This is a genomic window from Staphylococcus sp. MZ3, assembly GCF_018622755.1.
GTDB classification, from domain to species: Bacteria; Bacillota; Bacilli; order Staphylococcales; family Staphylococcaceae; genus Staphylococcus; species Staphylococcus aureus.
Genome location: NZ_CP076026.1, coordinates 1316741 through 1340356, shown reverse-complemented (window position 1 = coordinate 1340356; position 23616 = coordinate 1316741). Strand labels below are relative to the sequence as shown.

The window sequence follows — 23616 nt, the reverse complement described above, 5'->3', positions numbered from 1 at the left end:
TGAATTCGGTTTACTGTTAAATAATAATTCGGTTGCTTTTTCCCCTGGTACAAAGGATACACTATCTTGATCACCATATACTTTTGTAACTTTAGCACCTTTTAATAAATAAGCTACTTCATTTTAGCTAACTTCTCAGCTTCTTGAACCGCATCTTTAATACGTTCATCTGATTTTTTGCGTTCTCTAGCTATACGCTCTTTAATCAATTGTGATACTTCTTCTTGAGAAAATGTTTTCTCATTCTGTTGTGATTGTTCATCACTGTTGTCTAGTTGCTCTTCGTTCTGAGTTACGTCAGTAATATTACTTTCATTTTTCTCCATGAGACATACCTCCGTTTATAGTCTGTCGACTGATATTCCATACTTGCTTTTAAAATGTCATCAGCACGTTTTGGACAATAAAAAATAACCTTCACATTGGAAGGTTAAAAAAGTGTATAAAAATAGCACCACTTTCTCTTTATCTGTGTAGAAAGGATGCTATTTTTCTAATTTTTGTTCTTTATTCTTATTTTCTAATTCTATTGCTTTCTTGTATTCTTTATCCAATAATTCTTGTGACTGTTTATTAGTTATTTCACCATCTAACTGTGCAAAATACATTTTAATCACCTAACTTTATATATTATGTTACCACTATTATATAATCTCTTTAGAATCATATCAATATCCTTATGATTGAATTTTTTTATATTCTTATTTTTATTATATTTTTTAATACAATCAATACAAGTTGATTTGCAATATTCTTTTGTCTTAGTTAAGTACTTTGTTTGACCTTTATTTGTAACAATTGTCAGTGTTTTAATAGAATTATTAAATATAAATAAATACAAGTCTGTAAGAGAAAAACTAGACTGCCCAGGATGGTTATGTAACATAACAATTGAATTCGGTTTACTGTTAAATAATAATTCGGTTGCTTTTTCCCCTGGTACAAAGGATACACTATCTTGATCACCATATACTTTTGTAACTTTACCATCTTTTAATAAATAAGCTACTTCATTGCTATCATTATTTTCTTTGGCATCTTTAAGCAAGGCTTTATGTTGTTCTTGTATAAATTGATTTTCTTCTTTGGTATGTGTTGGAATATCAACATATCTGACTTTATCAATTGCTTGATCAGTAATATATATTTTCTTTCCTAATACTTTAGCTTGTTGTAATTCATCTTTAGTTGTGTCATCTTCTACTTGATATTTACCTTCACGCTCTTTAAAGAACTTGTCTCGCCAATTGCCGACATATGGCACTGTGGTACTTCTGCACCAAGGATGCATAGGTGGCGCATTCACACCTGGTATCATATCTTTAACTTTAAATACTTTGCCGTTGAGCGAATGACATAGTTTAGACGTTTTACTATCTATTTTGGCAACATATTTATATTCGCCATCTTCACCAAGTTCTTTTAAATATGTTAACTTTTGTGATTCTGCTATTTCAGTAAATAGTTAAAAAAGCATATAAAAATAGCACCACTTTCTCTTTATCTGTCTAGAAAGGATGCATTAATACCATGCTATTTTATAATTTTCGGGAAATTCTTGCTTCTCGATAAAGTCTCTTACTACAGAAAAAGACTTATTACGATATAACATAAAATATTCTTCATTTTCTATTTCAGATAATGAGAAATCTATAACCTCTGCATCTTTTTTATTAAAAGTTACTGAACCTTTACCGTTACTTATATCATCTTCAGGTATATATTCATATATTATAACCTGTTCATCTTCTTTCAATTTTATTAATGTAAGCATTTAATCCACCTTCTTTTTTATAAAAATTGAATAATCGTATTTTTTTGATACAATTTTATGTGCATAATCATAGTTGAAATTATACTTATTCATCAAATAATGTTCAAGCGCCTCATGACGCAGCAGTATTAAATCTTGTTTTTTATTGTTTTTCCTTCTCTTAAACGTTGCCAACTTACTGCGATATTATATTCTGGATAATAACTTAAAATCGAATAATTCACTTTGAACATAACAAATCACTCCTTGTACAGTGGTGAAGCAAGTATTATTATTAAATTGTAGGAGTGAAATTCCCTCCTGACTGATTAACGCTCGAATGTCCATTCAATCTTTATAAAGTAGAGATTTATTAAGATTAACAATTTGGTACATTTGAGCTTTTTTATTTCCTTCACTCTCATCTTCTTAAACTTATATGTTCATTATACAAATATAAAAAGCTATAACAATATAATGGAAATGCCCCTTCGAAGTAGACATTGAAAAAATGAAAACTTTGAAGGGAGCATTTCAAGACGATCCATTCCAATCTATTTTATCATTTAAAACTTAACACTCATTTTCCCTTATTCGATGCTAATTTAGTGCAATAAATTCTAAATGAAACGACATACTCCTTTTTCACAAATTGGAATCTACTATTTTTGTATTTTAATCATTATAATATCCATTTACCATATGATTTTTATTAATAGTTAAATCAAATAAACATAGCTTGATTAATTTATACAGTAGTTATATTACAAAACTTTATTGGCATATTCATATAATTTTTCTGTTGTATTTAGGGTTAGATTATCTACTTCGCGTTTGCCCTGTCTTAATTGTGAAAGTACATATTGAGAAACTCCAGTTTTTTTAGAAATTTCATATCCTGTTAAATTACTTTCAATTAATTCAATTATCTTTTTCTTGTATTCTGACATTTTTTCATCTCCATATCTGTACAATGTTTTCTGCTTTTTTTCGAAATTCTGTGAACTTAACGTATTTTTTATCTATAAATGATTTTATTATTTTTCTATTCATTAATGGCTATCATCACTTCATAATAGTTAAATTTTATATTTTCAATTTTTGTTTCTACATATTAACGACTTTTCATCATCAATTACTTTGTCAAAGATAAACGATTTGTCTTGTATACCTTACGCCTTTTACAAAACTTCAATGTTTAGTATTCATTGAAGTTTACAGCCACTTCTAAAGTTTAACCTTTTATGTATTTTTATTAGATTAGTGTCTTTCAATATTCAAACTACTAACTCCAGTAGTCTATTAAATTTGAGATATTGAGATATCTTTAGAATTTAATTTTTCCGGAGTCATATAGACTTCTCAAATACTATACATTTATTTCATAATTTTGAACCCTAATATTACTAAAATAATTATAAACGTCCCTATTAAAAATTCTATTTTCTCTTTTTTATTTGTTTTTCGCACTTTAATAGTCATCTTCATTTTACTAATGGTGAGAAAGTAATATTTTATTCAAAGAATATGACTTCGTATTAAATCAAATCTCACATTCTTATTAGTTTGCAAATTCAATAGTCCTATCAGAATTGAAATCAAAACATTCAAACTATTTTATCGTTTTAACTTCCTCGACCATTTTCACCTCCTTATAATCTATATAAATTATGTTTACCACACGATTCTTTACACTCGAAAAATTAATTTTGTTAAGAAACATTTAGCCATGTAACTTTGTAATAAAAACATTTTCAAATAAATGTACCAAAAACTTTCATGAAATAAAGTATACTTTTCAAATCTATTAATTTTAGAATCATAAAACCAAATGCTATATTACAATATAATTATCACAAATCATCATATATGCCAATTACACAATTTAATATAAAAAATTGTCAATGAAAAATTATGTGCATAAACATTATTACAAAATATGTATAGTATAGAATACTGCATTAAAGTTAACTTATTTACTGTGTTCAGCCTTTTATATCATCGCTTAAAGATCATTCAAGATTTAATGGCAATGATAATTTCATAATATGCATTTTTGATTATTTAACCATGTACAATTTCTAAAACTAAGAGATTATCTTATTGAGGTGGACAAAACGTGGACAGACAACCATGAAATCATTAGAAATTTAATTTCTTGTCCACCTAACCTAACAAAATATTTTTGTTAACATTCTGTTTTATTTTCTAATGTTCTTTGATATTCATATAACTTGATTATCGTTTTAAATTTAGCTTCTTTTATTTTAGTTTTACCTACCTTTAAATCAGTAACTGTTTGACGTGGTACACCTGAGTTTTTTGAAATACTATATGGTGTATTGTTAGTTAATAACTTTTCTATTTCACTTATAATAGTTTCAATCTCATTCATTATTAATCACACTCTCTTTCTATTTATAATTATAATAATCCTAATGCAGTAACTACGTTTAGCAATACATTGTTTCTTTGTAGTTGCCAAACTAGTTAATTCATAAACTAATACCTAATAGTATTGGCGTTTTTTTTATATATTGATAAAATTTCTTGTCTCCATCTATTCTATATTATATTATTTGATAATTTTTTATTTATATTCACATTAAGTTATCCATATTTAATATACTTTAAAATTAGATGACTTAAAAGGCTCACTCCATGATATTTCAAAAATATGGCCTTATTTTAATCTTCAATCATTATTTCTAATTGTTTTTGGTAATTATAGAGTTTTTCCGCTGTTTCTAAAGTTAAATTATTCACTTTTCTTTTCCCGCTTCTTAATTCACTTATACCACCATAAGAAACATCAGTGTCTTGATTAATTCTATAATTAGATATTGATTTATCATTTAGTAATTTTTCTATTGTATTATAAATTTCTTTAAACTGGTTCATAATTTTTGTCAAAATGAAAGAATAATTTATTTTTTTCTAGTTAAATTAATAATAAATAATATTAAAGTTGCAATGTTAAGATAGAGAGTTAATTTTTTCCTTAATTCTCTTGTCATAAATACCACCTCCCTATTTAATGTGGTAAAGGTCTTTTGCCCTTTACCTTTTTAAAAGAACGATTTGATAAAATTAAGTACTTGAATTATTAAGCTCGTCACAGCTATTCGAAATTTAATTTTGCTATTCGTTCTTTTTCTTTAACCATTCTTATCATTTTTTCTCCTATCCTCTTTATAGTTATTTAACATTCCACAAATTGGTGTAAGTGATATGTTTGAGTTCCCATATCCAATGTCAAGATTTATAATTTGCAATTGTAAATTATAATAACCTATATTTTTCAAAATCACTTTGTTTTATGATTAACATCCATCTAAGAGCACCTAAAGGTTTTTATGTAATGTAATAAACATTTCCATTTATACATATACATCTTGTAAAAAAGAAAGAACTCCATATATACTCAAAAGGTATACTGAAGTTCTATATTTTATATAAAATTATTATACTATTTTAAAAAACATAAGTAAATCACTAAACATGATTTCTTTCACTTTTAGAAAACTTTTAATACTATAAAAACACCCACTCAGTCACTAGTTTGGGCAGTTATTGTATGCCTATTGAACTCAATGCTTATATTACAATACCTTTTTCGCATATTCATATAAGATCTTTGCATTCTTTAAGCTTAAATTTTCTATTCTTCTTTCTCCACGGCGCATAGCATTAATATTACCGTAACTTATCCCAGTATCTTTATTAATTTGATAACTCGATATCTCTTTGTTTTCTATCAATTCTTTGATTGTATTGAATATTTCATCATAGCAATTCATAAATTAGATGAGGCGAAATTTTTAATTTTTTAGAATATCAATAGTAGTATAACTAAAATGAAAATACCGATCGATAAACAAAAAGATATTTTTTGTTTTGTTTCTCTTTTCATATAGTATTACCCCCTTAATAATGAGTAGTAAGGTCCCTCTTTTCGGGGTCTTACCTTAGAACGTTCTGCAAATGAATTCGATGAGAAGTAATATGAATATGGCTATTTTCAAGTAATACTCAACGTTTTCGCGACGTTCTTTTATCGCCTCATCTCATCACCTCCAAATATATTAAAATTCATGTGAACTAAAATATAAAATGGTCTTCCCCAGCTTTAAAAAAATAAATACACAAAACATTTACTTGACCAAAAGTTGCCCAAAACTTGACCAAATCCATTTTTTAACAAAAGTGGTCAAGTGAAATCCCATCTTTCCAAATCAAAAAAGAGCTAAAGCAAAACGCTCTAGCCCTTGATATTACTGATTTCCCATCATTGTTTAGCGTATTAATATTGCTTCATGTACTGATCTCTTTCCCATTCAGATACTTGAGTTCTGTAGTAATCCCATTCAATTGATTTTGAATTAATAAATTGATTATAGATATGATTTCCTAAAGCTTTTTTAATAACTTCATTTTCACGCATTGCTTTTAATGCAGTATAAAGTGTTGAAGGTAAGTCTTGAATGCCTACTGCTTCACGTTCTTCACGGTTCATTTCGTAAATATTTTGGTTAACTGGTTCTGGAACTTTTAATTTATTTTTAATACCATCTAGTCCAGCTTCTAAGATTGCAGCTAACGCCATGTATGGGTTTGCAGCTGGATCTACTGAACGTACTTCGATACGAGTAGATAATCCTCTTGAAGATGGTACACGGATTAATGGTGAACGGTTTTTACCACTCCATGCAATATAACATGGTGCTTCATAACCAGGTACTAAACGTTTATATGAGTTTACTAACGGGTTACATACAGCAGTAAATCCGCGTGCATTTTTAAGCACACCTGCTGTAAATTGATATGCAGTTTCCGTTAAGCCCATTTCAGTATTTGGATCAAAGAATGCATTTTCTTTACCTTTGAATAATGAAACGTTAAAGTGCATACCGCTACCATTCACACCGAATAATGGTTTAGGCATAAATGTTGCGTGTAAATTATGTTTACGTGCGATTGTTTTAACAACCAATTTAAATGTTTGGATATTATCACATGCTGTAACAGCATCTGCATATTTAAAGTCAATTTCATGTTGACCAGGGGCAACTTCATGGTGACTAGCTTCAATATCGAAGCCCATATCCTCTAATTCTAAAACAATATCACGACGACAGTTTTCACCTAAATCTGTAGGTGCTAAATCGAAATATCCACCATCATCATTAAGTTCTAAAGTTGGTTCCCCTTTTTCATCCAACTTAAACAAGAAGAATTCTGGTTCAGGCCCTAGGTTAAAGTCTGTGAAGCCTAAATCTTCCATTTCTTTTAATACACGTTTTAAGTTTGCACGAGGATCCCCTTCAAATGGTGTTCCATCTGTTTTATATACATCACAAATTAAACGTGCAACTTTACCTTGTCCAGCAGTCCATGGGAAGATTACCCAAGTATCTAAATCTGGATGTAAGTACATATCTGATTCTTCGATACGTACGAAACCTTCGATAGAAGAACCGTCAAACATCATTTCGTTATCAAGTACTTTTTCTAATTGGCTTACAGGCACTTCAACATTTTTAATTGTTCCTAAAATATCAGTGAATTGTAATCTTAAATATCTTACATTTTCCTCTTCTGCAAATTTACGAATGTCGTCTTTAGTGAAAGTACGTTTTGGCATTTTAAAATCCTCCAAATTTTATTTAATAAATCGGGATAAATCACCACGATTTATTGGCAAAGTTTCTCCAATAGGCTTTTGCGTGGCATCTACAATCATCTTTTTTCTTATCTCTTGTTCATCTGTTGTTAAATGCTCTTGTGAGTCATAAATGATTTGTTTAATCCCTTTGATATTAAATCCTTTTTCTAATAATGATTTAATTTCTAGTAATCTTTCCAAATCATTGAGTGAGAACAGACGTTTTTGACCTTCTGTTCTTTCAGGTTTGATGAGTTCATGTGTTTCATAGTAACGTATTTGCCTTGGCGTTAAATCCGTTAACTTACTTACTACACTCATAGAGAAGACAGCCATATTTCGTCTGATTGCATCATTCGATATCATTGTTCCTCTCCTCTACTTTTGAACTTGTTAATAACTTATCATAATTTTTTTAGGATTTCAAAAATATGTCAGGTTTTCTAACATAAAGCTTAAAACATTGATATAACTGCGATTTCGACTTCTAAAACGACATAAAACAATCTACAGCTAAAATATTTTTTCAATTTTTAAAAATAATCTGATAAATCTCCGCAAAAAATTTCACCCAAAACACATTATCATTTAGGGTGAAATTTAATCTATTATATAAGTCCTTGTTCTTTCAACTGATTAACAGCTCTTGTCACAGCAATTTTAACGTGTTCATATGTTAATCCTCCTTGAACATATGCTTCATAAGGAGGACGAATAGGTCCATCTGCAGATAATTCAATCGATGAACCTTGAATAAACGTACCAGCTGCCATAATAACATCATCTTCGTAACCAGGCATATAACTAGGTTCTGGACTAAAATGTGCATTAATTGGGGATGCGTGTTGAATACTTTGACAAAATGAAATCATTTGTTCTTTCGTTTCAAATTTAACTGTTTGAATTAAATCAGTTCGTTTTTCGTAGTACTTCGGCGTTGTGTTCATATTCATTTTTTCTAAAAATAAACTAGTAAACAATGCACCTTTAAGACTCTGACTGACAACGTGTGGTGCTAAAAAGAAACCTTGATACATTTCAAGCAATGCATTTAATGATGCACCCGCTTCTTTACCAATACCAGGTGCTGTCAATCTATAACCACATCGTTCAATTAAATCTTTTCTACCAGCAATGTATCCACCAATCTTAGCTAAACCACCGCCAGGGTTTTTAATTAATGATCCTGCTATTAAATCGGCACCACATTCTATAGGTTCACGTCTTTCAACAAATTCCCCATAACAGTTATCCACAAATATTAAAATATTAGGATGCACGTTTTTCAACCTAGTAATTACCTTTTCAATTTCATCTAGCGGAATTGAAGGTCTTTGATCATAGCCTTTCGAACGTTGAATCGCTATTACTTTGGTGCGCTCAGAAACCCCATCTAACACACTTTCAATATCGATCTTACCTTCTTTAAGTGCAATATCTTTATACGATACGCCGTGCTCCATTAAACTTTCAATACCATTTCCGTTTACGCCAATGACTTCAAGTAAAGTGTCATATGGACTACCCGTTATATAAATTAATTCATCACCATGTTTTAATAAACTTTGTAATGCAATAGTAATCGCATGCGTACCTGAAATAATTTGCGGACGAACAATTGCATCTTCTGCTTTAAATGCCTGCGCATATATTTCTTCTAAATGATCACGTCCAAAGTCATCATACCCGTATCCTGTTGATCCTTGTAGATCACTTTCGGTTGCTTTGACATGATGAAATGCATTTAATACTTTTTCTTGATTAATATATGCTGTTTCTTCAATTTCTTTAAAATATGGTGCTAACGTTGATTCGACGTCAGCTACTATCTTACTTATATCTTTCATTTGAATTTCGTCCTTTTATTATTTTTTAAATCCTTTTATACGATAAACATTTTCAATTTCATCATATTTAAGTTCAGTCACTAATGTATGTTGTTTTAGAAAATATAATCGATCTGCATTATTCGTCGCAATTGTCTCATCATAATAAGTTAATTGCCTTTTGATTTCATCAATAAATAACGTCTTAACAAGTAATTTATCACCATCATTTTTAGAAGAAACAAAAACATTAGGCAAATCACTTGCTGGACGATTTGATGCATGATCACATAAGTCCTTTTTATTAAAAATAACTATTTGAGAAATATGACTCATATCTAATTGTTTGATTAAATCATTAACTGTGTCATACTGCGTACGGTATTCAGGATGGCTACTATCTACGACATGTACTAATAAATCTGCACCTTTAGCCTCTTCTAAAGTTGATTTAAAAGCTGCAATTAACGTCGTAGGTAGTTTCTGTATAAAACCAACAGTATCTGAAATAATTAAATTAAATCCATCATTTATTTGAATTTGTCGTGTTTTAGGATCTAACGTTGCAAATAATTGATCTTTTTCATATGTCTCTTCATTTGCTAAAACATTAAACCATGATGATTTACCAGCATTTGTATAACCAACTAAAGCTACTTGAAACACCTGATTTTGATTTCTTTTATTTCGATATCTTTCGCGATGTTCTTCTACCGTCCGCAATTGATGTTTAATTTCATTCATACGAGTTCGAATATGTCTGCGATCCATCTCTAACTTCGTTTCACCAGGGCCTCTAGTTCCAATACCGCCACCTAAACGAGAAAGACTTTTACCATGGCCTTGCAATCTAGGTAATAAATAATCAAGTTGTGCTAGCTCTACTTGCAATTTACCTTCTTTACTTCTTGCTCTTAATGCAAATATTTCAAGAATCAACTGAGTTCTATCAATAATTTTTACACCTAAAGCTTCATTTAGTGATTTGGATTGTGCAGTCGTTAATTCATCATTTGTGATGACTACATCAATATCTTTGAACTCAATAAATGCTTGAATTTCTTCAATTTTACCTTTACCAACATAATATTTGCGATCTACACGATCTCTGTTTTGAGTAATTTGACCCAACACTTCAAGTTGGCAAGTCTCTGATAAAGATGATAATTCCTCCATTGTAGACTCAAAATTAAATTGCTTATCATCTTGAGCATGTACACCGACTAAGACAGCTTTTTCTAGTTTATTTTTAGTATCATGAATTTTTTGCTGAGCCATGTTATACATCTCCTTAATAAAATCCTACTCAAAGTATTCTATCATAGAGTTTTAGTAAAGACTATTACACGATTTTATGGTACATTTTAAGTAAATCGAAAGGATGATTCAATGGAGACAATTTATGATTTTGTAGTAGAAACAAATAAAGGTGTTACTTACAAATTAGATGAATATAAGGGTGACGTTATGCTGATTGTCAATACAGCTAGCGAATGTGGCTTTACTTCACAATTTGAAGGTTTACAATCATTATACGAGAAATACAAAGATCAAGGGTTTGTAATTCTAGGTTTCCCTTGTAATCAATTTGGTGGTCAAGAACCTGGATCAGGCGAAGAAGCAGCTCAAAACTGTAAATTAAACTATGGTGTTACCTTCCCTATGCATCAAAAAATAGACGTAAAAGGGGAACATCAATTACCTTTATTTAGATATTTGACTGCGGCACAACACGGATTCTTTAATGAGAAAATCAAATGGAATTTCACTAAGTTTTTAGTGGATCGCGAAGGTAACGTTGTTAAACGATTTGCACCTCAAAAAAAACCTGTTCAAATCGAAAGAGAAATAGAAAAATTATTATAAAATATACTAGCTCATAGCAAATAAAACGCTTCATATAAAGTCGTATCATATATTGACTCGACCTTTATATGAAGCGTTTTTATTACAAACATTCCTCTATTGTATCTTGTCATTTGAACATCATTTAATTGATGTCACATATGACTTTATTTCTATATCTATTTATCATACTTCAAACGTTATGTACACGAGTCATTAAATCGTGCCCATATGATTACAACTTATTCTTCACTTTCAGTAGATGCTTGACCTTCAGTTTCTACTGTATAAGTGCTGATCGCATGTTTGTAAATCAAGTGTTGTTTGCCTTGAGAATTTAAGCTTACGACATACTTGTCGTATTCTTCAATAACACCTTTCATTTGGAAACCGTTTAGAAAGAATACAGTTACTTCAGTTTGGTTTGCTTTAAAATTCTCTAGTGCTTTGTCTTGGATGTTTTCGTTTGCAATCATCTGTCGGACTCCTTTTACTTAATCTGGGTTGTAATCTCATCTAACATCATTTGAAGTGACATATTATCTTTATCTAACCAATGAACACTCATTTTATTCTTGAACCATGTCATTTGTCGTTTTGCATATTGGCGTGAATGTTGCTTTAAATCATTGACAGCATCTTCATAAATCATTTGTCCGTTAATCACAGGTATTAATTCTTTATATCCAATAGCTTGCATACTTTGGCAAGATTCATAGCCTTGTTCAACAAGTTGTTGCACTTCTCTAAATAATCCGTGATCCAACATAATATCAACACGTTTATTTATTCTTGAATATAATGTTTTACGCGACATTTCAATCCCTAATAATAATGTATCATAATTTTCAGTAAATTGTTGCACTTTCTTGCGATTACTCAAAAGTTTTTTTGTTTTTAAATAATATTCAATAGCGCGCAACACTCTTTGGCGGTTGTTAGGGTGAATATTTTCTGCAGAAACCGCATCAAATTGAGCTAAATAATCGTGTAGTTGCTGATTATCTAAATGTTCTAATGCAGATAACTTTTGTTTAACTATGGATAATTGTGCAGGTGTAACTGTTTCATCTTCTAATTCATAATTATATATTAATGATTGAATATATAAGCCTGTTCCACCTGCTATGATTGGAACTTTACCTCTATTCGTTATATCAGTAATTAAATCTTCTGCTAATCGCTTGAATTCATATGCTGAAAATGTATCATCAGGATTCAAGATATCAATTAAATGATGTGGAATACCATCCATTTCTTCAGGTGTTACTTTTGCAGTTCCAATATTCATATGTTTGTAGACTTGCATAGAGTCACCGCTTATGATTTCACCATTGATACGCTTCGCGAGTTCGATGCTAAGCTCTGTTTTACCTGAAGCAGTTGGCCCCACAATTACTACAATAAAAGGCTTATTTTTATTCATATTTAATTCCACTTTCTTTATTTTTTATAAAATTGATTCAACCATTTAAACAAGTCTTCCCAAATTTTGTCATGATCTTTTTCAAATAACACTTCATGACGTTTATGATGATAAAGATTCACTTTAACATTTTTAATGCCAGCTTTTCTATATATATTCGCCAATTTTAAAATCCCTTTACCATAATCACCTAAAGGATCGTCATATCCTGAAACTAATAATATAGGCATGGCATGATTTAACATTTTCATATTTTTTAATTGTGATGTATGTAGCATATAATAGGCTGTTTGATATAATAATTGATTTGACACATTAAATCCACTATATGGATCTTTAATAAAGTTATCTACTTCAATTGGATTACTAGAAATCCAATCACTTTGTGTACGTAATGGACGTATTTTTTTATTAAAACTATTTGATACTAACTGGTTAACCCATTCAACTCGTTTCTCAGCACCATAAATTTTTGTAATCAGTTGTAACACTTTAACGGTTGGTAATCCTTTCCATAATGGATACATACCAGTACCACTTAAAATTAGACCATCAACATATTGCGGATATGTTTCTACAAACAATCTAGCTATAACGGATCCCATTGAATGTCCGATTATAATGTATGGTTTATCAACATTGCCTCTCACTGTTTGCGCTACTTCAAAGGCATCACCGATAACTCGTTTCATATCATCGTAATGCCCTCTTGTTGATTCATCAATATTAATACCATGTCCTCGATGATTATGACGTATCACATCGAAGCCATGCTTTGAAAGTGCATGTGCTAATTTATCGTAACGTTCCATATGTTCAGCCATACCATGAAATATATGAATAATTCCTTTTGAATCTACATCTGTAAAATTCACTTTAACTTCAATATTCGTATTATCTTGTACAGTTAATTTAAATTGTTTTTCAGTCATCATCTCACACCTTTAATAACAACGTTTTTATATTCGCTTTTATTATTATCATACATTTAGTGATGCATAGTTTCAATTGACTAATGTATCTCGTATAAAAAAACTGATGCCCTTAAAACAGGACACCAGTTTATGATTGTACAAATTAATTATTCTTTAACTGCTGGTTGATTATTTCCATGTTGCGCTTCTTTAATTGCTTGCTCAACTTCTTCAGTATATGCTTCAATTTGAGCTGGAGAGTAATCAAGCATATCTGCCATAATATCGATGACAGCATCTTTATAATCTAATACATCTTTAATATTGAAATACATTTTACCAGAACGACGAACTAAGAAATCGTTAGGTTTGTATACCATTTCTTGTTGAATACTATAAACAAGTTCTACATAAATTTCTAATGGTAACTTGCTATCATGGTATTGAGATGTTTGCGCAATGTTGAACAATTCATCAACATTTGAACCATATTTAGATGCTAAACGTCTTGCAACATCTTCATCAATGCCGAATCCTTTAGCTACATCTACTTTTTGCTCTACAAACGCATCAAAGTTCTTGCTACCACCTACATCGCCACCTGAAATTGCCAGACCTTTTGTATTACATGGACTAAATGTTAAACCGTAGTCTTTTTTCAAGCGTTTAGATACTAAATCAACAATGTCTTGAGCCATGTGACGATAGCCTGTTAATTTACCACCTGCAATAGTTAATAAACCTGATTTACCTTCCCAAATTTCATCCTTACGAGAGATTTCAGAAGGGTCTTTGCCTTCTTCGTAAATTAATGGTCTAATTCCTGCCCATGTTGATTCAATATCTTCATCTGTAACATTAACACTAGGGAACATGTAATTAATCGCATCGATTAAATAGTCTCTGTCTTCTTGTGTAGTTAATGGTGAAGATTTGATATTGTCATAGAATGTATCTGTAGTACCTACATACGCTTTTCCTTCACGTGGAATTGCAAAAATCATTCTTCCATCTTTTTCAGTATCAAAGTATACCGCTTGACCTAATGGGAATTTTGATTGATCAATAACAACATGTACACCTTTAGTTAAACGTAATTTTTTATTATTGCGTGCATAATCACCACTTCTAACATCATCAACCCATGGACCTGCTGCATTAACCACTTTTTTAGCCTTAATTGTATAATTTTCATTAGTTAATTTATCTATAACTTTAACACCATTTACTTGTTGATTTTTATCATAAGTGAAGTGTTCAGATTTAGTATAGTTGATAATTTCTGCGCCTTTTTCAGCAGCACGCTTCATAACTTCAATAGTTAAACGCGCATCGTCAGTACGATATTCAACATAGTAACCGCCGCCTTTTAGACCTTCTTTTTTAACTAATGGTTCTTTAGCTAAAGTTTCTTTTTTAGATAACATTTTTTTACGTTCAGACTTCTTAACACCTGCTAAACGATCATACATTCCTAAACCAATTGATGTTGAGAATTTACCAAATGTTCCACCTTTATGCATTGGTAAAAGCATCCACTCTGGAGTCGTAACATGAGGTCCATTTTCATAAACAATCGCACGTTCTTTACCAGTTTCGGCAACTACTCCAATTTGGAATTGTTTTAAGTAACGTAAACCACCATGGACTAATTTTGTAGATCTTGAGCTTGTTCCTTGTGCAAAGTCTTGCATTTCAACTAATGCAACTTTCATTCCTCTTTCACTCGCGTCTAGTGCAATACCTGCACCTGTAATACCGCCACCAATAATTACTAAATCATATTCATCATTTCTTAAATTCTTTTTAATATGTTCTCTCTTAAAAGTAGACAATGCCATTCCAAAACGCCTCCTAAAAAATGTAAAAACGAGAGACTTGTCCCACATAAACAATCCTTCAATTGTACATGTTCGAACAAATCTCTCGCTTCTCGATTCAAATATTAACTTAAATTGATTGTATCACAATGTTTATACAAAAGTCTAATCTACAAGTTTATTCTGTTTTAAAAACTTGTGTTGCTTCAACAGCTTTTTTCCAACCTCTATATAATTTTTCTCTTTCGCCTTCATCCATTTTCGGATCGAATTTTTCTTCTAATTTCCAGTTTTTAGCGATATCATCTTTACTCTCCCAGAATCCAACTGCTAAACCTGCTAAAAATGCAGCACCTAAAGCTGTAGTTTCTTGAATTTCAGGTCTTTCAACAGAAGTATTAACAATGTCTGCTTGGAACTGCATAATAAAGTTATTTTTAACTGCACCACCATCGACACGTAAACTTTGGACATCAATACCAGAGTCTTTTGACATTGCTTCCATAACGTCACGAGTTTGGTAACATAATGATTCTAAAGTTGCACGGATAAAGTGCTCTTTTTCAGTTCCACGTGTTAAACCGAAAATCGCACCACGTGCTTCAGAATCCCAATATGGTGTTCCTAAACCTACAAAAGCTGGAACAACATAAACACCCTCAGTAGAGTCAACTCGTGTCGCATAACTTTCTGATTGTGGTGCTGAATTAATCATTCTTAATCCATCACGTAACCATTGGATTGCTGAACCCGAAACAAAGATGGAACCTTCAAGCGCATAATTTACTTTTCCATCAATACCATAAGCAATTGTTGTTAATAAACCACTTTCAGATTTAACCGCTTTGTCACCTGTATTCATTAACATGAAGCCACCAGTTCCATATGTGTTTTTCACGTCACCACGTTCGAAGCAAGCTTGTCCAAATAATGCTGCTTGTTGATCACCAGCTACACCAGCGATTGGTACTTCTTGACCATAGAAGTGGTAATCAATTGTCTTACCATATACTTCACTTGAAGGTTTAACTTCTGGCAACATATTTTTAGGTACTGTAAGTAGTTCTAATAACTCATCGTCCCATTCTAAATCATGGATATTAAACATTAATGTACGACTCGCATTTGAATAATCAGTAATATGCGCAGCTTTTCCTGATAATTTCCATACTAACCAAGTATCAATCGTTCCAAATAATAGATCGCCATTTTCTGCTTTTTCTCGTGCACCTTCAACATTGTCTAGAATCCATTTAACTTTTGTACCTGCAAAATACGGATCTAAAAGTAATCCTGTCTTATCTCTAAATGTTTGTTCATATCCTTGTTGTTTTAATTCTGAACAAATTGATTGTGTTTGACGTGATTGCCAAACAATTGCGTGATAAATTGGGCGGCCAGTATGTTTGTCCCAAACAACCGTTGTTTCACGTTGGTTTGTAATACCGATACCTGCAATTTGATCAGCTCTAACATCATTTTCATTAATTACTTCCGTCATTACAGCTAACACAGATGTCCAAATTTCATTTGCATCATGTTCAACCCAGCCTGATTGTGGAAAATATTGCTTAAACTCACGTTGTGCTACCCCTGCAATTTCCCCTTTTTGATTGAATAAAATCGCTCTTGAGCTTGTTGTTCCTTGGTCTATAGATAAAATATATTTTTCCATTAGTAGTATCTCCTTTATTAAAAAATAATCGCTAACCCATTGTACAAAATCTGTTAAATTTTGGCGAAAAAATAGCATAATCCATGAATCAAACATGTTAAATTATGCTATTTACGTTTCTTTTTATTTTAGTAAATTGATTCGATATCACCTTTTTTTGATGATTTATTTAAAATGTAACCTAAAATCAAAGTAATAATAACTACAACAATTGCAATTGCACAACCAATATTAAATGTATGTTTATAAAATACAGCGTATACCACTGCACCTAATAAACCACCGGCAATTGGTCCTAAGATAGGAACGATTGCATATGACCAATTTGAACCACCTTTACCAGCTATTGGTAAAATCGCATGTGCAATTCTCGGACCTAAATCACGTGCTGGGTTGATTGCATAACCAGTAGCACCGCCTAAACTTAATCCGATTGCAACAATTAATGCTCCGACAATTAAAGGATTTAAACCATCGGCAATTTTGTTTACACCGATAAATAAAATACCTAAAGTTAATGCCATTGTTCCGATAATCTCACTTAAAAAGTTGGCAAAGTAATTCTTAATAGCCGGTGCTGTAGAGAAAACACCTAATTTCGCGCCAGCTTCTTCTGTCGCTTTCCAATGTGGCAAGTACATTAACCATACAATTGTTGCTCCGACAATTGCACCTAACATTTGAGCAACAATATAACCAGGAACTAATGACCAATCAAAACTTCCGTCTAATGCAAGAGCTAAAGACACCGCTGGGTTTAAATGTGCACCTGAGAATTGACCGACAGCAAACACACCCATTGTAACCGCTAATCCCCATCCAGCTGTGATGACAATCCAATCAGCACCATTCGCAGCACTTCTCTTTAAATTGACATTGGCACAAACGCCACCACCAAAAAGGATTAAGATTGCAGTTCCTAGGAATTCTGCTAAATATACATTCATATTAAATGTCCTCCCAAAAAGACAAAGAGATTCCTACACTAGCAGTTTGGCTCGTAGAAATCTCCCGTCTCTATTCTATGTATTAACTTTTATTATATTTGTTATGATACTATCGATATGAAAGCGTTGTCAATGGTTTTTGTAAAAATTTTGTCAAATTTAATTTTTCAAGTCTTTATAAAAGTAGTTTAATTTGAAAACTAGAAATATCAATCCGCACTAATTTATTTATGACGCCATTTTGTTTAATTGACATTCTTCAGCCATATTTTTTATGACTAGTTGCATTTTTTACTAATAAACACCTCTAAAACTTTAATGATTTTAATCGTTTTAGAGGTGCTAATTATGTTATTTAATTATTCTTTGTATGATACCTTAAATACCTTATTACATATCCCATATGAAAACGGCTTTTTTAATATGTTATATGACTAAATCTCGTGAAAAATGAAATTTTTGCAGACTTATGATTTACCAAAGTTTATCATAACTAGTTGTTACATATTTCGCTCCATTTTTAACAGCTTCATTGACTTCATCTATTGTATTAATTAGGCCACCTGCAATGACTTGTGTGTTTGTTTCTTTCTGAATATGATGAATCGCTTTACTCGCAACACCTGGAAGTACTTCAACAAAATCAGGTTCAACTTTTTTTATCAAATCTATACTGCGTTTCAATGCTTGACTATCAATAATAAATACTCTAAAAATCGTTAAAGTATTTAATGATTTAGCTTTTTTTATTACTTTAGATTTAGTCGATACGATACCTTTTGGCTTGTATTGCTGAATAATAAATTCACTTGCAAATTCATCGTGGCTTAAACCTTTTATCAAATCTATATGAATAAAACACTCTATATGATTTTGCTTCAGCAATTCCATAATACTTTTTATATGTCCTATATGCATATCTAGAAGCACACACATTTTATAGTCTGTTTTAATCAGTTTCTCTAAATCTTTAATGTTTCTTATAGCAGGCAATATGTTGTTATTCACTTGATTCATCCTCTCTACATCACACGCTTAAATAATTTTTCTAATTCGTATTTTGAAAAATTAATGATTATTGGACGACCATGTGGACATGTAAATGGATCTTCCGCTTCTCTTAATTGATCAATTAAATCAGACATTTCATGTTTTTGTAAATAATGATTCGCTTTAATAGATTTTTTACATGACATCATGATTGCTACATCTTCACGTAATTTTTTAATATCTACTTTTTTCTCTTCCAAAATTAGCTCAATCATATCTTTAATGATTTCTTCTATTTCATCTTTAGGGAACCAAACTGGATAGCTACTTACAATATAATCATGACCACCAAAATGTTCTAACATGATACCTACTTGTTGAAGCTCATTTTTATATTGATCAATGACTAATTGTTCATCTTTTGAAAAATGAAATGTTAACGGGATTAATAAATCTTGTACTTCATTGGTAACTTCACCTATTTTATCTCGAAAATATTCATATTTTATTCTTTCTTGAGCTGCATGCTGGTCAATCATGTACATGCCAAATTCATTTTGAGCAATAATATACGTTCCATGTACTTGGCCAACAATTTCCATATATGGAATTCTTCGTTTAGGGTCTTTACTTTTTGTTCCTTTAATATCGTTTACATCATAATAATCATCAGACGCTTTATTCTCATAATTTTGCACAGATGTATCGTCATTCGAATCAAATGTTTGATCCATTTCTTGTAGAATTTCTTGTTGCTTTTTGAAGTAGTCTTCATCTTTTTCACGTGTATTATTATAACCGGAAGATTCATCATCAGCTATTAAACTTTCAGACGTTTTCGTTACGAATGGATTATATGAATCTTCTCTTATAACTATTTCATCGTTTTGATTTTCTACCATAAATGGCTTACTGTTACTTTCTTCAGATGAAAACGTCTTCTCTTGATTATTCTCTGTGTTTTGTCTTTGTTCAAATTCGATTTTTTGTTGTTCGAATGAATGTAACACTTTATTTTTTTTCGGCACATAATCCAAGTTATTTTTAGGAATTAATATACGGTCTTTAAATGCTTCTTGTATTTTGCTCACTATCAATTGATATAGTTGCTCTTCTTTTGATAAACGCACTTCTAGTTTTGTTGGATGAACATTTACGTCTACTAAGATTGGATCCATTTCAATATTAATATAACAAATCGGGAACCTACCTATTGTTAAGAGTGTATGATAGCCTTCTAAAATCGCTTTATTTAGCATAAAGTTTTTAATGTATCGTCCATTAATAAAAATAGAAATATAGTGCTTATTACTTCTAGAATGTTCAGGCTTTGCAACAAAACCTTCAATGTGATAATCACTTGTATCTCCAGATATATGTACTAAATCTCGTGCAACTTTCATCCCATAAATCTCTGCCATCACTTCATTAGTTCGTCCTGAACCATTTGTACTTAACATTGTTTTGCCATCTGAAATGAGTGCTATTCGAATGTCCGGATGGCTCATAGCCATTCTATTGACAATATCTGTTATTTTACCTAGTTCAGTGTATAAACTTTTAATATATTTTAAACGTGCTGGTGTATTATAAAATAATGATTCTACAAGTATATCTGTTCCTTTTTTCGCTTTTGCAGGCTTATGATTTAATATTTCACCATTTTCTACATATATTTCATTTCCATTAGCATTATCCGTGCAAGTCTTCAATGTTACTTTAGCAACTGATGAAATACTGGCTAGTGCTTCACCACGGAATCCTAATGTCCTAATATGAAATAAATCTTCATCTTGATCTAATTTACTAGTCGCATGTCTATGAAATACTAATCCTAAGTCTTCCGCTTCAATTCCGCTTCCATTATCGACTACGCGAATAGATTGGACGCCAGATTCCTCTACTTCAATGCTTATTTCTGTAGCGCCTGCATCTATAGCATTTTCCAACAGTTCTTTCACAACAGAACTCGGTCTTTCAACTACTTCACCTGCTGCGATTTTATTTGCTAATGAGGTTTGGAGTTCTTTAATTTTCCCCATTTTGCAACACCTCTATTTTAATTGATTTTGTAATTCACTTAACTTCACCAATGCCTCAATTGGTGTCATATTAGATAAATTCAAATTTTTAATTTGTAGTTCAATCTCGCTTTCTTGATCATTTTCAAACAAATCAAATGATGCTTGTTCAAAGTCTTTTTGAGATAAAGTATCAGTTGTTTCTTCAACACTTAAGTTTAAATTTTCTTGATTAATTTCAGGTTCATTTTCGACCATTTTTAAATTTGATATCGATGATTTTTTACCAGCAGACGCTTCAAACTCGCTTAGGATCACTTGTGCTCTGCTAATAACTTTTTCAGGTAAATCAGCTAATTTCGCAACTTGAATACCATAACTATCGTCAACTGCACCATCTTTGACTTTATGCAAGAATATAAGTTCACCTTTATATTCATTAGCAGCGACGTGAACATTTTTTAGACTTGGTAATGCTTGATCTAATGTTGTCAATTCATGATAATGTGTTGAAAATAACGTTTTAGCATGCGATGTTTCAGCTACATACTCTATCATTGCCTGCGCTAAAGCTAAACCGTCATACGTTGAAGTACCACGTCCAATTTCATCGAAAATAATCAAACTATCCTCTGTTGCATAAGTTAATGCCTTTTGTGCTTCTAGCATTTCTACCATAAACGTACTCTTACCTGAAACCAAATCATCTGCCGCACCTATTCTAGTGAATATTTGATCAAATATAGGTAACACTGCCTCTTTACAAGGGACATAAGCTCCCATTTGGGCCATTATACTAATTATGGCAACTTGTCTCATATATGTCGATTTACCAGACATATTCGGACCTGTAATTAAATATATAAATGTTTCATTATCTAATCGACAATTATTAGGCACATAGTCATTATAATCCATTACTCTTTCCACTACTGGGTGCCTAGATTCCACTAATTCTAATGTTTTATTTTCACTAAATGAAGGCCTAGTGTAATTATATTTTTGAGCAATTTCTGCAAAGCTCTGTAAACAATCTAGCTCTGAAATAATTTTAGCTTGTTGTTGTAAACGTTCAGTATATTTTTTAACTTCTTCACGTAGCTGAACAAATAATTGATATTCTAATTCGATGGCTTTGTCTTCCGCACCTAAAATGATATCTTCTTTTTCTTTAAGTTCATCAGTTATAAAACGTTCAGCATTCGATAACGTTTGCTTCCTCATATAACCAAATTCACTTGGTTCAAAATTTTGCAAGTTGGCACGTGTTATTTCTATAAAATAACCAAACACTTTATTAAAGCTTATTTTCAATGATTTTATTCCTGTACGTTGTCTTTCTTTGGCTTGTAATTCTGCTAACCATGTTTTTCCGTTTTTTGAAGCTTCAAGATATTCATCTAATTGCGTATTAAAACCAACTTTGAATAGTCCGCCATCTTTAACTGAAATTGGTGGTTCTTCTACTAAACTCTGTTCTAATATATCAAGTAAATCATCAAGGGGTTCTAGTTGATTAACTTGTACAAGCGTATTCTGATTCATAGAATTTAGTAATGCTTTAATATTCGGTATTTCAGAAATGGAATGTTTAAGTTGAATTAAATCTCTCGCATTAACATTTCCGTAACTAACACGCCCAACAAGACGTTCAATATCATACACTTGATTAAGATATGTTCTTAAGGTGTCTCTTTCTATGAAATGAGCACTAAATTCATCAACGATATCTAATCGTGCTTCAATTTGTTCTTTACTTATTAGTGGTCTATCTATCCATTGTTTTAAGCGGCGTGCTCCCATTGGTGTTTTCGTTTCGTCCATTAGCCAAAGTAGCGTTCCTTTTTTTGATTTTAATCGAATGCTTTCCGTTAACTCAAGGTTTCTCTTAGCATAAAAATCCATTTTCATATAATCTATAGCTGCATATTGAACAACATCCTCGATATGCGATAAATCACGTTTTTGTGTATGATGAATATAATCTAGCAATAATTGTGTCGCTTGATACATTAATTTATGTTCAGTTTGATTCACACTATAGATTTCTGATGATAACGTTTCCCTGACTGTTATTGTTTCTGTCACCATATTAATTTGTCTTTTTAAATTATCGGAAATATTGTCATTGATAACAACTTCGTTAGGGTTTATCGTCGTAATTTCATTTAATAAAGTCGCTTCATCATTAAAATGTGTAACCTTTAATTCGCCAGTAGAAACATCACAGTAACTAAGCGCAATTTCAGGTTGATTCATAACAAAACTTAAAATATAGTTATTTTGTTTATCATCTACACCACCTTGCTCCATCACAGTTCCTGGAGTCACAATTCTTACTACCTCACGTCTAACCATACCTTTCGTTTGTTTCGGATCTTCCATCTGTTCACAAATAGCTACTTTATATCCATTATTAACAAGTGTATCTATATAACTATCTGCAGAATGATACGGAACACCACACATCGGAATTGGATTTTCTTTTTTAGCATCTCTTTTAGTCAAAGTAATTTCAAGTACACGTGATGCCTCCTTGGCATCTTCATAAAACATTTCATAGAAATCACCTAGTCTAAAAAATAATAAGCAATCTTGGTATTCTGATTTTATTTTTAAATATTGCTGCATCATTGGTGTAACATTAGACATATTATTTCTTCACAACCCTTGTCTCTTTTTAAAATTTGTCTTTACAATATATTCGTTTGTAAGCTTTTTAATTATTAATTAT

The 23616-nt window shown here is 31.2% G+C and carries 25 protein-coding genes; 1 reads left to right on the top strand and 24 read right to left on the bottom strand.

Features of this window, described 5'->3' with window-relative positions; translation table 11 throughout:
• Positions 1-113: 113 nt before the first annotated feature.
• The 15 genes from KI230_RS06500 to hflX all read right to left on the bottom strand — a co-directional run bounded on the left by KI230_RS06500 (position 114) and on the right by hflX (position 10522).
• Complete coding sequence (locus KI230_RS06500; RefSeq protein ID WP_001566611.1) at positions 114-326, bottom strand: hypothetical protein; 213 nt, start codon at positions 324-326, stop codon at positions 114-116.
• Positions 293-421, bottom strand: a complete 129-nt coding sequence (locus tag KI230_RS06495) for a hypothetical protein (RefSeq protein ID WP_031835011.1) — start codon at positions 419-421, stop codon at positions 293-295. The genes KI230_RS06500 and KI230_RS06495 overlap by 34 nt, the downstream gene beginning before the upstream one ends.
• Positions 422-485: 64 nt before the next feature.
• Positions 486-608 carry a hypothetical protein gene (locus KI230_RS13830; protein WP_000273438.1) on the bottom strand — a complete coding sequence of 41 codons (123 nt, stop codon included), beginning with the start codon at positions 606-608 and terminating at the stop codon, positions 486-488.
• A gap of 5 nt (positions 609-613) precedes the next feature.
• The gene (locus KI230_RS06490; protein WP_072384902.1) at positions 614-1453 is read right to left on the bottom strand and encodes a minor capsid protein; all 840 of its coding nucleotides are present in this window, start codon (positions 1451-1453) and stop codon (positions 614-616) included.
• 69 nt (positions 1454-1522) lie between these two features.
• Positions 1523-1774 (bottom strand): hypothetical protein, encoded by a 252-nt coding sequence (locus KI230_RS06485; protein ID WP_000956747.1) that lies wholly within the window; start codon positions 1772-1774, stop codon positions 1523-1525.
• Positions 1775-1902: 128 nt separating this feature from the next.
• The gene (locus KI230_RS06480) at positions 1903-2007 is read right to left on the bottom strand and encodes a hypothetical protein (RefSeq protein ID WP_000477492.1); all 105 of its coding nucleotides are present in this window, start codon (positions 2005-2007) and stop codon (positions 1903-1905) included.
• A 510-nt stretch (positions 2008-2517) separates the two neighbouring features.
• Entirely contained in the window at positions 2518-2703 is a 186-nt protein-coding gene (locus KI230_RS06475) for a hypothetical protein (RefSeq protein WP_000006110.1), read from the bottom strand.
• A 427-nt stretch (positions 2704-3130) separates the two neighbouring features.
• Positions 3131-3241 (bottom strand): hypothetical protein, encoded by a 111-nt coding sequence (locus KI230_RS06470; RefSeq protein ID WP_001788716.1) that lies wholly within the window; start codon positions 3239-3241, stop codon positions 3131-3133.
• 700 nt (positions 3242-3941) lie between these two features.
• Positions 3942-4148: a hypothetical protein gene (locus KI230_RS06465; protein WP_001002340.1), complete on the bottom strand. Its 207-nt coding sequence runs from the start codon at positions 4146-4148 to the stop codon at positions 3942-3944.
• A gap of 293 nt (positions 4149-4441) precedes the next feature.
• Positions 4442-4666 carry a hypothetical protein gene (locus tag KI230_RS06460; RefSeq protein ID WP_001789892.1) on the bottom strand — a complete coding sequence of 75 codons (225 nt, stop codon included), beginning with the start codon at positions 4664-4666 and terminating at the stop codon, positions 4442-4444.
• Between the two features lie 689 nt (positions 4667-5355).
• Positions 5356-5553: a hypothetical protein gene (locus KI230_RS06455; RefSeq protein WP_001788714.1), complete on the bottom strand. Its 198-nt coding sequence runs from the start codon at positions 5551-5553 to the stop codon at positions 5356-5358.
• Between the two features lie 503 nt (positions 5554-6056).
• Positions 6057-7397, bottom strand: a complete 1341-nt coding sequence (gene glnA, locus KI230_RS06450) for a type I glutamate--ammonia ligase (protein WP_001126603.1) — start codon at positions 7395-7397, stop codon at positions 6057-6059.
• An 18-nt stretch (positions 7398-7415) separates the two neighbouring features.
• Positions 7416-7784 carry a MerR family transcriptional regulator gene (locus KI230_RS06445; protein ID WP_000624945.1) on the bottom strand — a complete coding sequence of 123 codons (369 nt, stop codon included), beginning with the start codon at positions 7782-7784 and terminating at the stop codon, positions 7416-7418.
• Between the two features lie 242 nt (positions 7785-8026).
• Positions 8027-9265 (bottom strand): methionine gamma-lyase family protein, encoded by a 1239-nt coding sequence (locus tag KI230_RS06440; RefSeq protein ID WP_000652047.1) that lies wholly within the window; start codon positions 9263-9265, stop codon positions 8027-8029.
• A gap of 18 nt (positions 9266-9283) precedes the next feature.
• Entirely contained in the window at positions 9284-10522 is a 1239-nt protein-coding gene (gene hflX, locus KI230_RS06435; protein WP_000068588.1) for a GTPase HflX, read from the bottom strand.
• Between the two features lie 111 nt (positions 10523-10633).
• Here hflX and KI230_RS06430 point away from each other — a divergent pair, with 111 nt between their 5' ends.
• Positions 10634-11110, top strand: coding sequence for a glutathione peroxidase (locus KI230_RS06430; protein ID WP_000448085.1), 477 nt, complete (start codon positions 10634-10636; stop codon positions 11108-11110).
• Between the two features lie 221 nt (positions 11111-11331).
• On the opposite strand, the gene hfq is transcribed toward KI230_RS06430, so the two are convergent.
• The 9 genes from hfq to mutS all read right to left on the bottom strand — a co-directional run bounded on the left by hfq (position 11332) and on the right by mutS (position 23534).
• The gene (gene hfq, locus KI230_RS06425) at positions 11332-11565 is read right to left on the bottom strand and encodes an RNA chaperone Hfq (protein ID WP_000561358.1); all 234 of its coding nucleotides are present in this window, start codon (positions 11563-11565) and stop codon (positions 11332-11334) included.
• A gap of 14 nt (positions 11566-11579) precedes the next feature.
• Positions 11580-12515 carry a tRNA (adenosine(37)-N6)-dimethylallyltransferase MiaA gene (gene miaA / locus KI230_RS06420; protein ID WP_001641463.1) on the bottom strand — a complete coding sequence of 312 codons (936 nt, stop codon included), beginning with the start codon at positions 12513-12515 and terminating at the stop codon, positions 11580-11582.
• A gap of 17 nt (positions 12516-12532) precedes the next feature.
• Entirely contained in the window at positions 12533-13447 is a 915-nt protein-coding gene (locus KI230_RS06415) for an alpha/beta fold hydrolase (RefSeq protein WP_000136947.1), read from the bottom strand.
• A gap of 149 nt (positions 13448-13596) precedes the next feature.
• Positions 13597-15270: a glycerol-3-phosphate dehydrogenase/oxidase gene (locus KI230_RS06410; protein WP_001218596.1), complete on the bottom strand. Its 1674-nt coding sequence runs from the start codon at positions 15268-15270 to the stop codon at positions 13597-13599.
• Between the two features lie 157 nt (positions 15271-15427).
• Positions 15428-16924, bottom strand: a complete 1497-nt coding sequence (gene glpK / locus KI230_RS06405; protein WP_000417377.1) for a glycerol kinase GlpK — start codon at positions 16922-16924, stop codon at positions 15428-15430.
• A gap of 128 nt (positions 16925-17052) precedes the next feature.
• Positions 17053-17871 (bottom strand): MIP/aquaporin family protein, encoded by an 819-nt coding sequence (locus tag KI230_RS06400; protein WP_001103743.1) that lies wholly within the window; start codon positions 17869-17871, stop codon positions 17053-17055.
• A gap of 474 nt (positions 17872-18345) precedes the next feature.
• On the bottom strand, positions 18346-18888 hold the full coding sequence (locus KI230_RS06395) for a glycerol-3-phosphate responsive antiterminator (protein ID WP_001077635.1): 543 nt from the start codon (positions 18886-18888) through the stop codon (positions 18346-18348).
• A 5-nt stretch (positions 18889-18893) separates the two neighbouring features.
• Complete coding sequence (gene mutL, locus KI230_RS06390) at positions 18894-20903, bottom strand: DNA mismatch repair endonuclease MutL (RefSeq protein ID WP_000516263.1); 2010 nt, start codon at positions 20901-20903, stop codon at positions 18894-18896.
• A gap of 12 nt (positions 20904-20915) precedes the next feature.
• Complete coding sequence (mutS, locus tag KI230_RS06385; RefSeq protein WP_000073352.1) at positions 20916-23534, bottom strand: DNA mismatch repair protein MutS; 2619 nt, start codon at positions 23532-23534, stop codon at positions 20916-20918.
• Between the last annotated feature and the right edge of the window lie 82 nt (positions 23535-23616).

What these genes read in the sequence shown, in the direction of transcription:
- KI230_RS06500 (WP_001566611.1), bottom strand. Translation starts at nt 326, where the DNA reads ATGGAGAAAAATGAAAGTAATATTACTGACGTAACTCAGAACGAAGAG.
- KI230_RS13830 (WP_000273438.1), bottom strand. Translation starts at nt 608, where the DNA reads ATGTATTTTGCACAGTTAGATGGTGAAATAACTAATAAACAGTCACAA.
- KI230_RS06485 (WP_000956747.1), bottom strand. Translation starts at nt 1,774, where the DNA reads ATGCTTACATTAATAAAATTGAAAGAAGATGAACAGGTTATAATATAT.
- KI230_RS06480 (WP_000477492.1), bottom strand. Translation starts at nt 2,007, where the DNA reads ATGTTCAAAGTGAATTATTCGATTTTAAGTTATTATCCAGAATATAAT.
- KI230_RS06475 (WP_000006110.1), bottom strand. Translation starts at nt 2,703, where the DNA reads ATGTCAGAATACAAGAAAAAGATAATTGAATTAATTGAAAGTAATTTA.
- KI230_RS06470 (WP_001788716.1), bottom strand. Translation starts at nt 3,241, where the DNA reads ATGAAGATGACTATTAAAGTGCGAAAAACAAATAAAAAAGAGAAAATA.
- KI230_RS06465 (WP_001002340.1), bottom strand. Translation starts at nt 4,148, where the DNA reads ATGAATGAGATTGAAACTATTATAAGTGAAATAGAAAAGTTATTAACT.
- KI230_RS06455 (WP_001788714.1), bottom strand. Translation starts at nt 5,553, where the DNA reads ATGAATTGCTATGATGAAATATTCAATACAATCAAAGAATTGATAGAA.
- glnA (WP_001126603.1), bottom strand. Translation starts at nt 7,397, where the DNA reads ATGCCAAAACGTACTTTCACTAAAGACGACATTCGTAAATTTGCAGAA.
- KI230_RS06445 (WP_000624945.1), bottom strand. Translation starts at nt 7,784, where the DNA reads ATGATATCGAATGATGCAATCAGACGAAATATGGCTGTCTTCTCTATG.
- KI230_RS06440 (WP_000652047.1), bottom strand. Translation starts at nt 9,265, where the DNA reads ATGAAAGATATAAGTAAGATAGTAGCTGACGTCGAATCAACGTTAGCA.
- hflX (WP_000068588.1), bottom strand. Translation starts at nt 10,522, where the DNA reads ATGGCTCAGCAAAAAATTCATGATACTAAAAATAAACTAGAAAAAGCT.
- KI230_RS06430 (WP_000448085.1), top strand. Translation starts at nt 10,634, where the DNA reads ATGGAGACAATTTATGATTTTGTAGTAGAAACAAATAAAGGTGTTACT.
- hfq (WP_000561358.1), bottom strand. Translation starts at nt 11,565, where the DNA reads ATGATTGCAAACGAAAACATCCAAGACAAAGCACTAGAGAATTTTAAA.
- miaA (WP_001641463.1), bottom strand. Translation starts at nt 12,515, where the DNA reads ATGAATAAAAATAAGCCTTTTATTGTAGTAATTGTGGGGCCAACTGCT.
- KI230_RS06415 (WP_000136947.1), bottom strand. Translation starts at nt 13,447, where the DNA reads ATGACTGAAAAACAATTTAAATTAACTGTACAAGATAATACGAATATT.
- KI230_RS06410 (WP_001218596.1), bottom strand. Translation starts at nt 15,270, where the DNA reads ATGGCATTGTCTACTTTTAAGAGAGAACATATTAAAAAGAATTTAAGA.
- glpK (WP_000417377.1), bottom strand. Translation starts at nt 16,924, where the DNA reads ATGGAAAAATATATTTTATCTATAGACCAAGGAACAACAAGCTCAAGA.
- KI230_RS06400 (WP_001103743.1), bottom strand. Translation starts at nt 17,871, where the DNA reads ATGAATGTATATTTAGCAGAATTCCTAGGAACTGCAATCTTAATCCTT.
- KI230_RS06395 (WP_001077635.1), bottom strand. Translation starts at nt 18,888, where the DNA reads ATGAATCAAGTGAATAACAACATATTGCCTGCTATAAGAAACATTAAA.
- mutL (WP_000516263.1), bottom strand. Translation starts at nt 20,903, where the DNA reads ATGGGGAAAATTAAAGAACTCCAAACCTCATTAGCAAATAAAATCGCA.
- mutS (WP_000073352.1), bottom strand. Translation starts at nt 23,534, where the DNA reads ATGTCTAATGTTACACCAATGATGCAGCAATATTTAAAAATAAAATCA.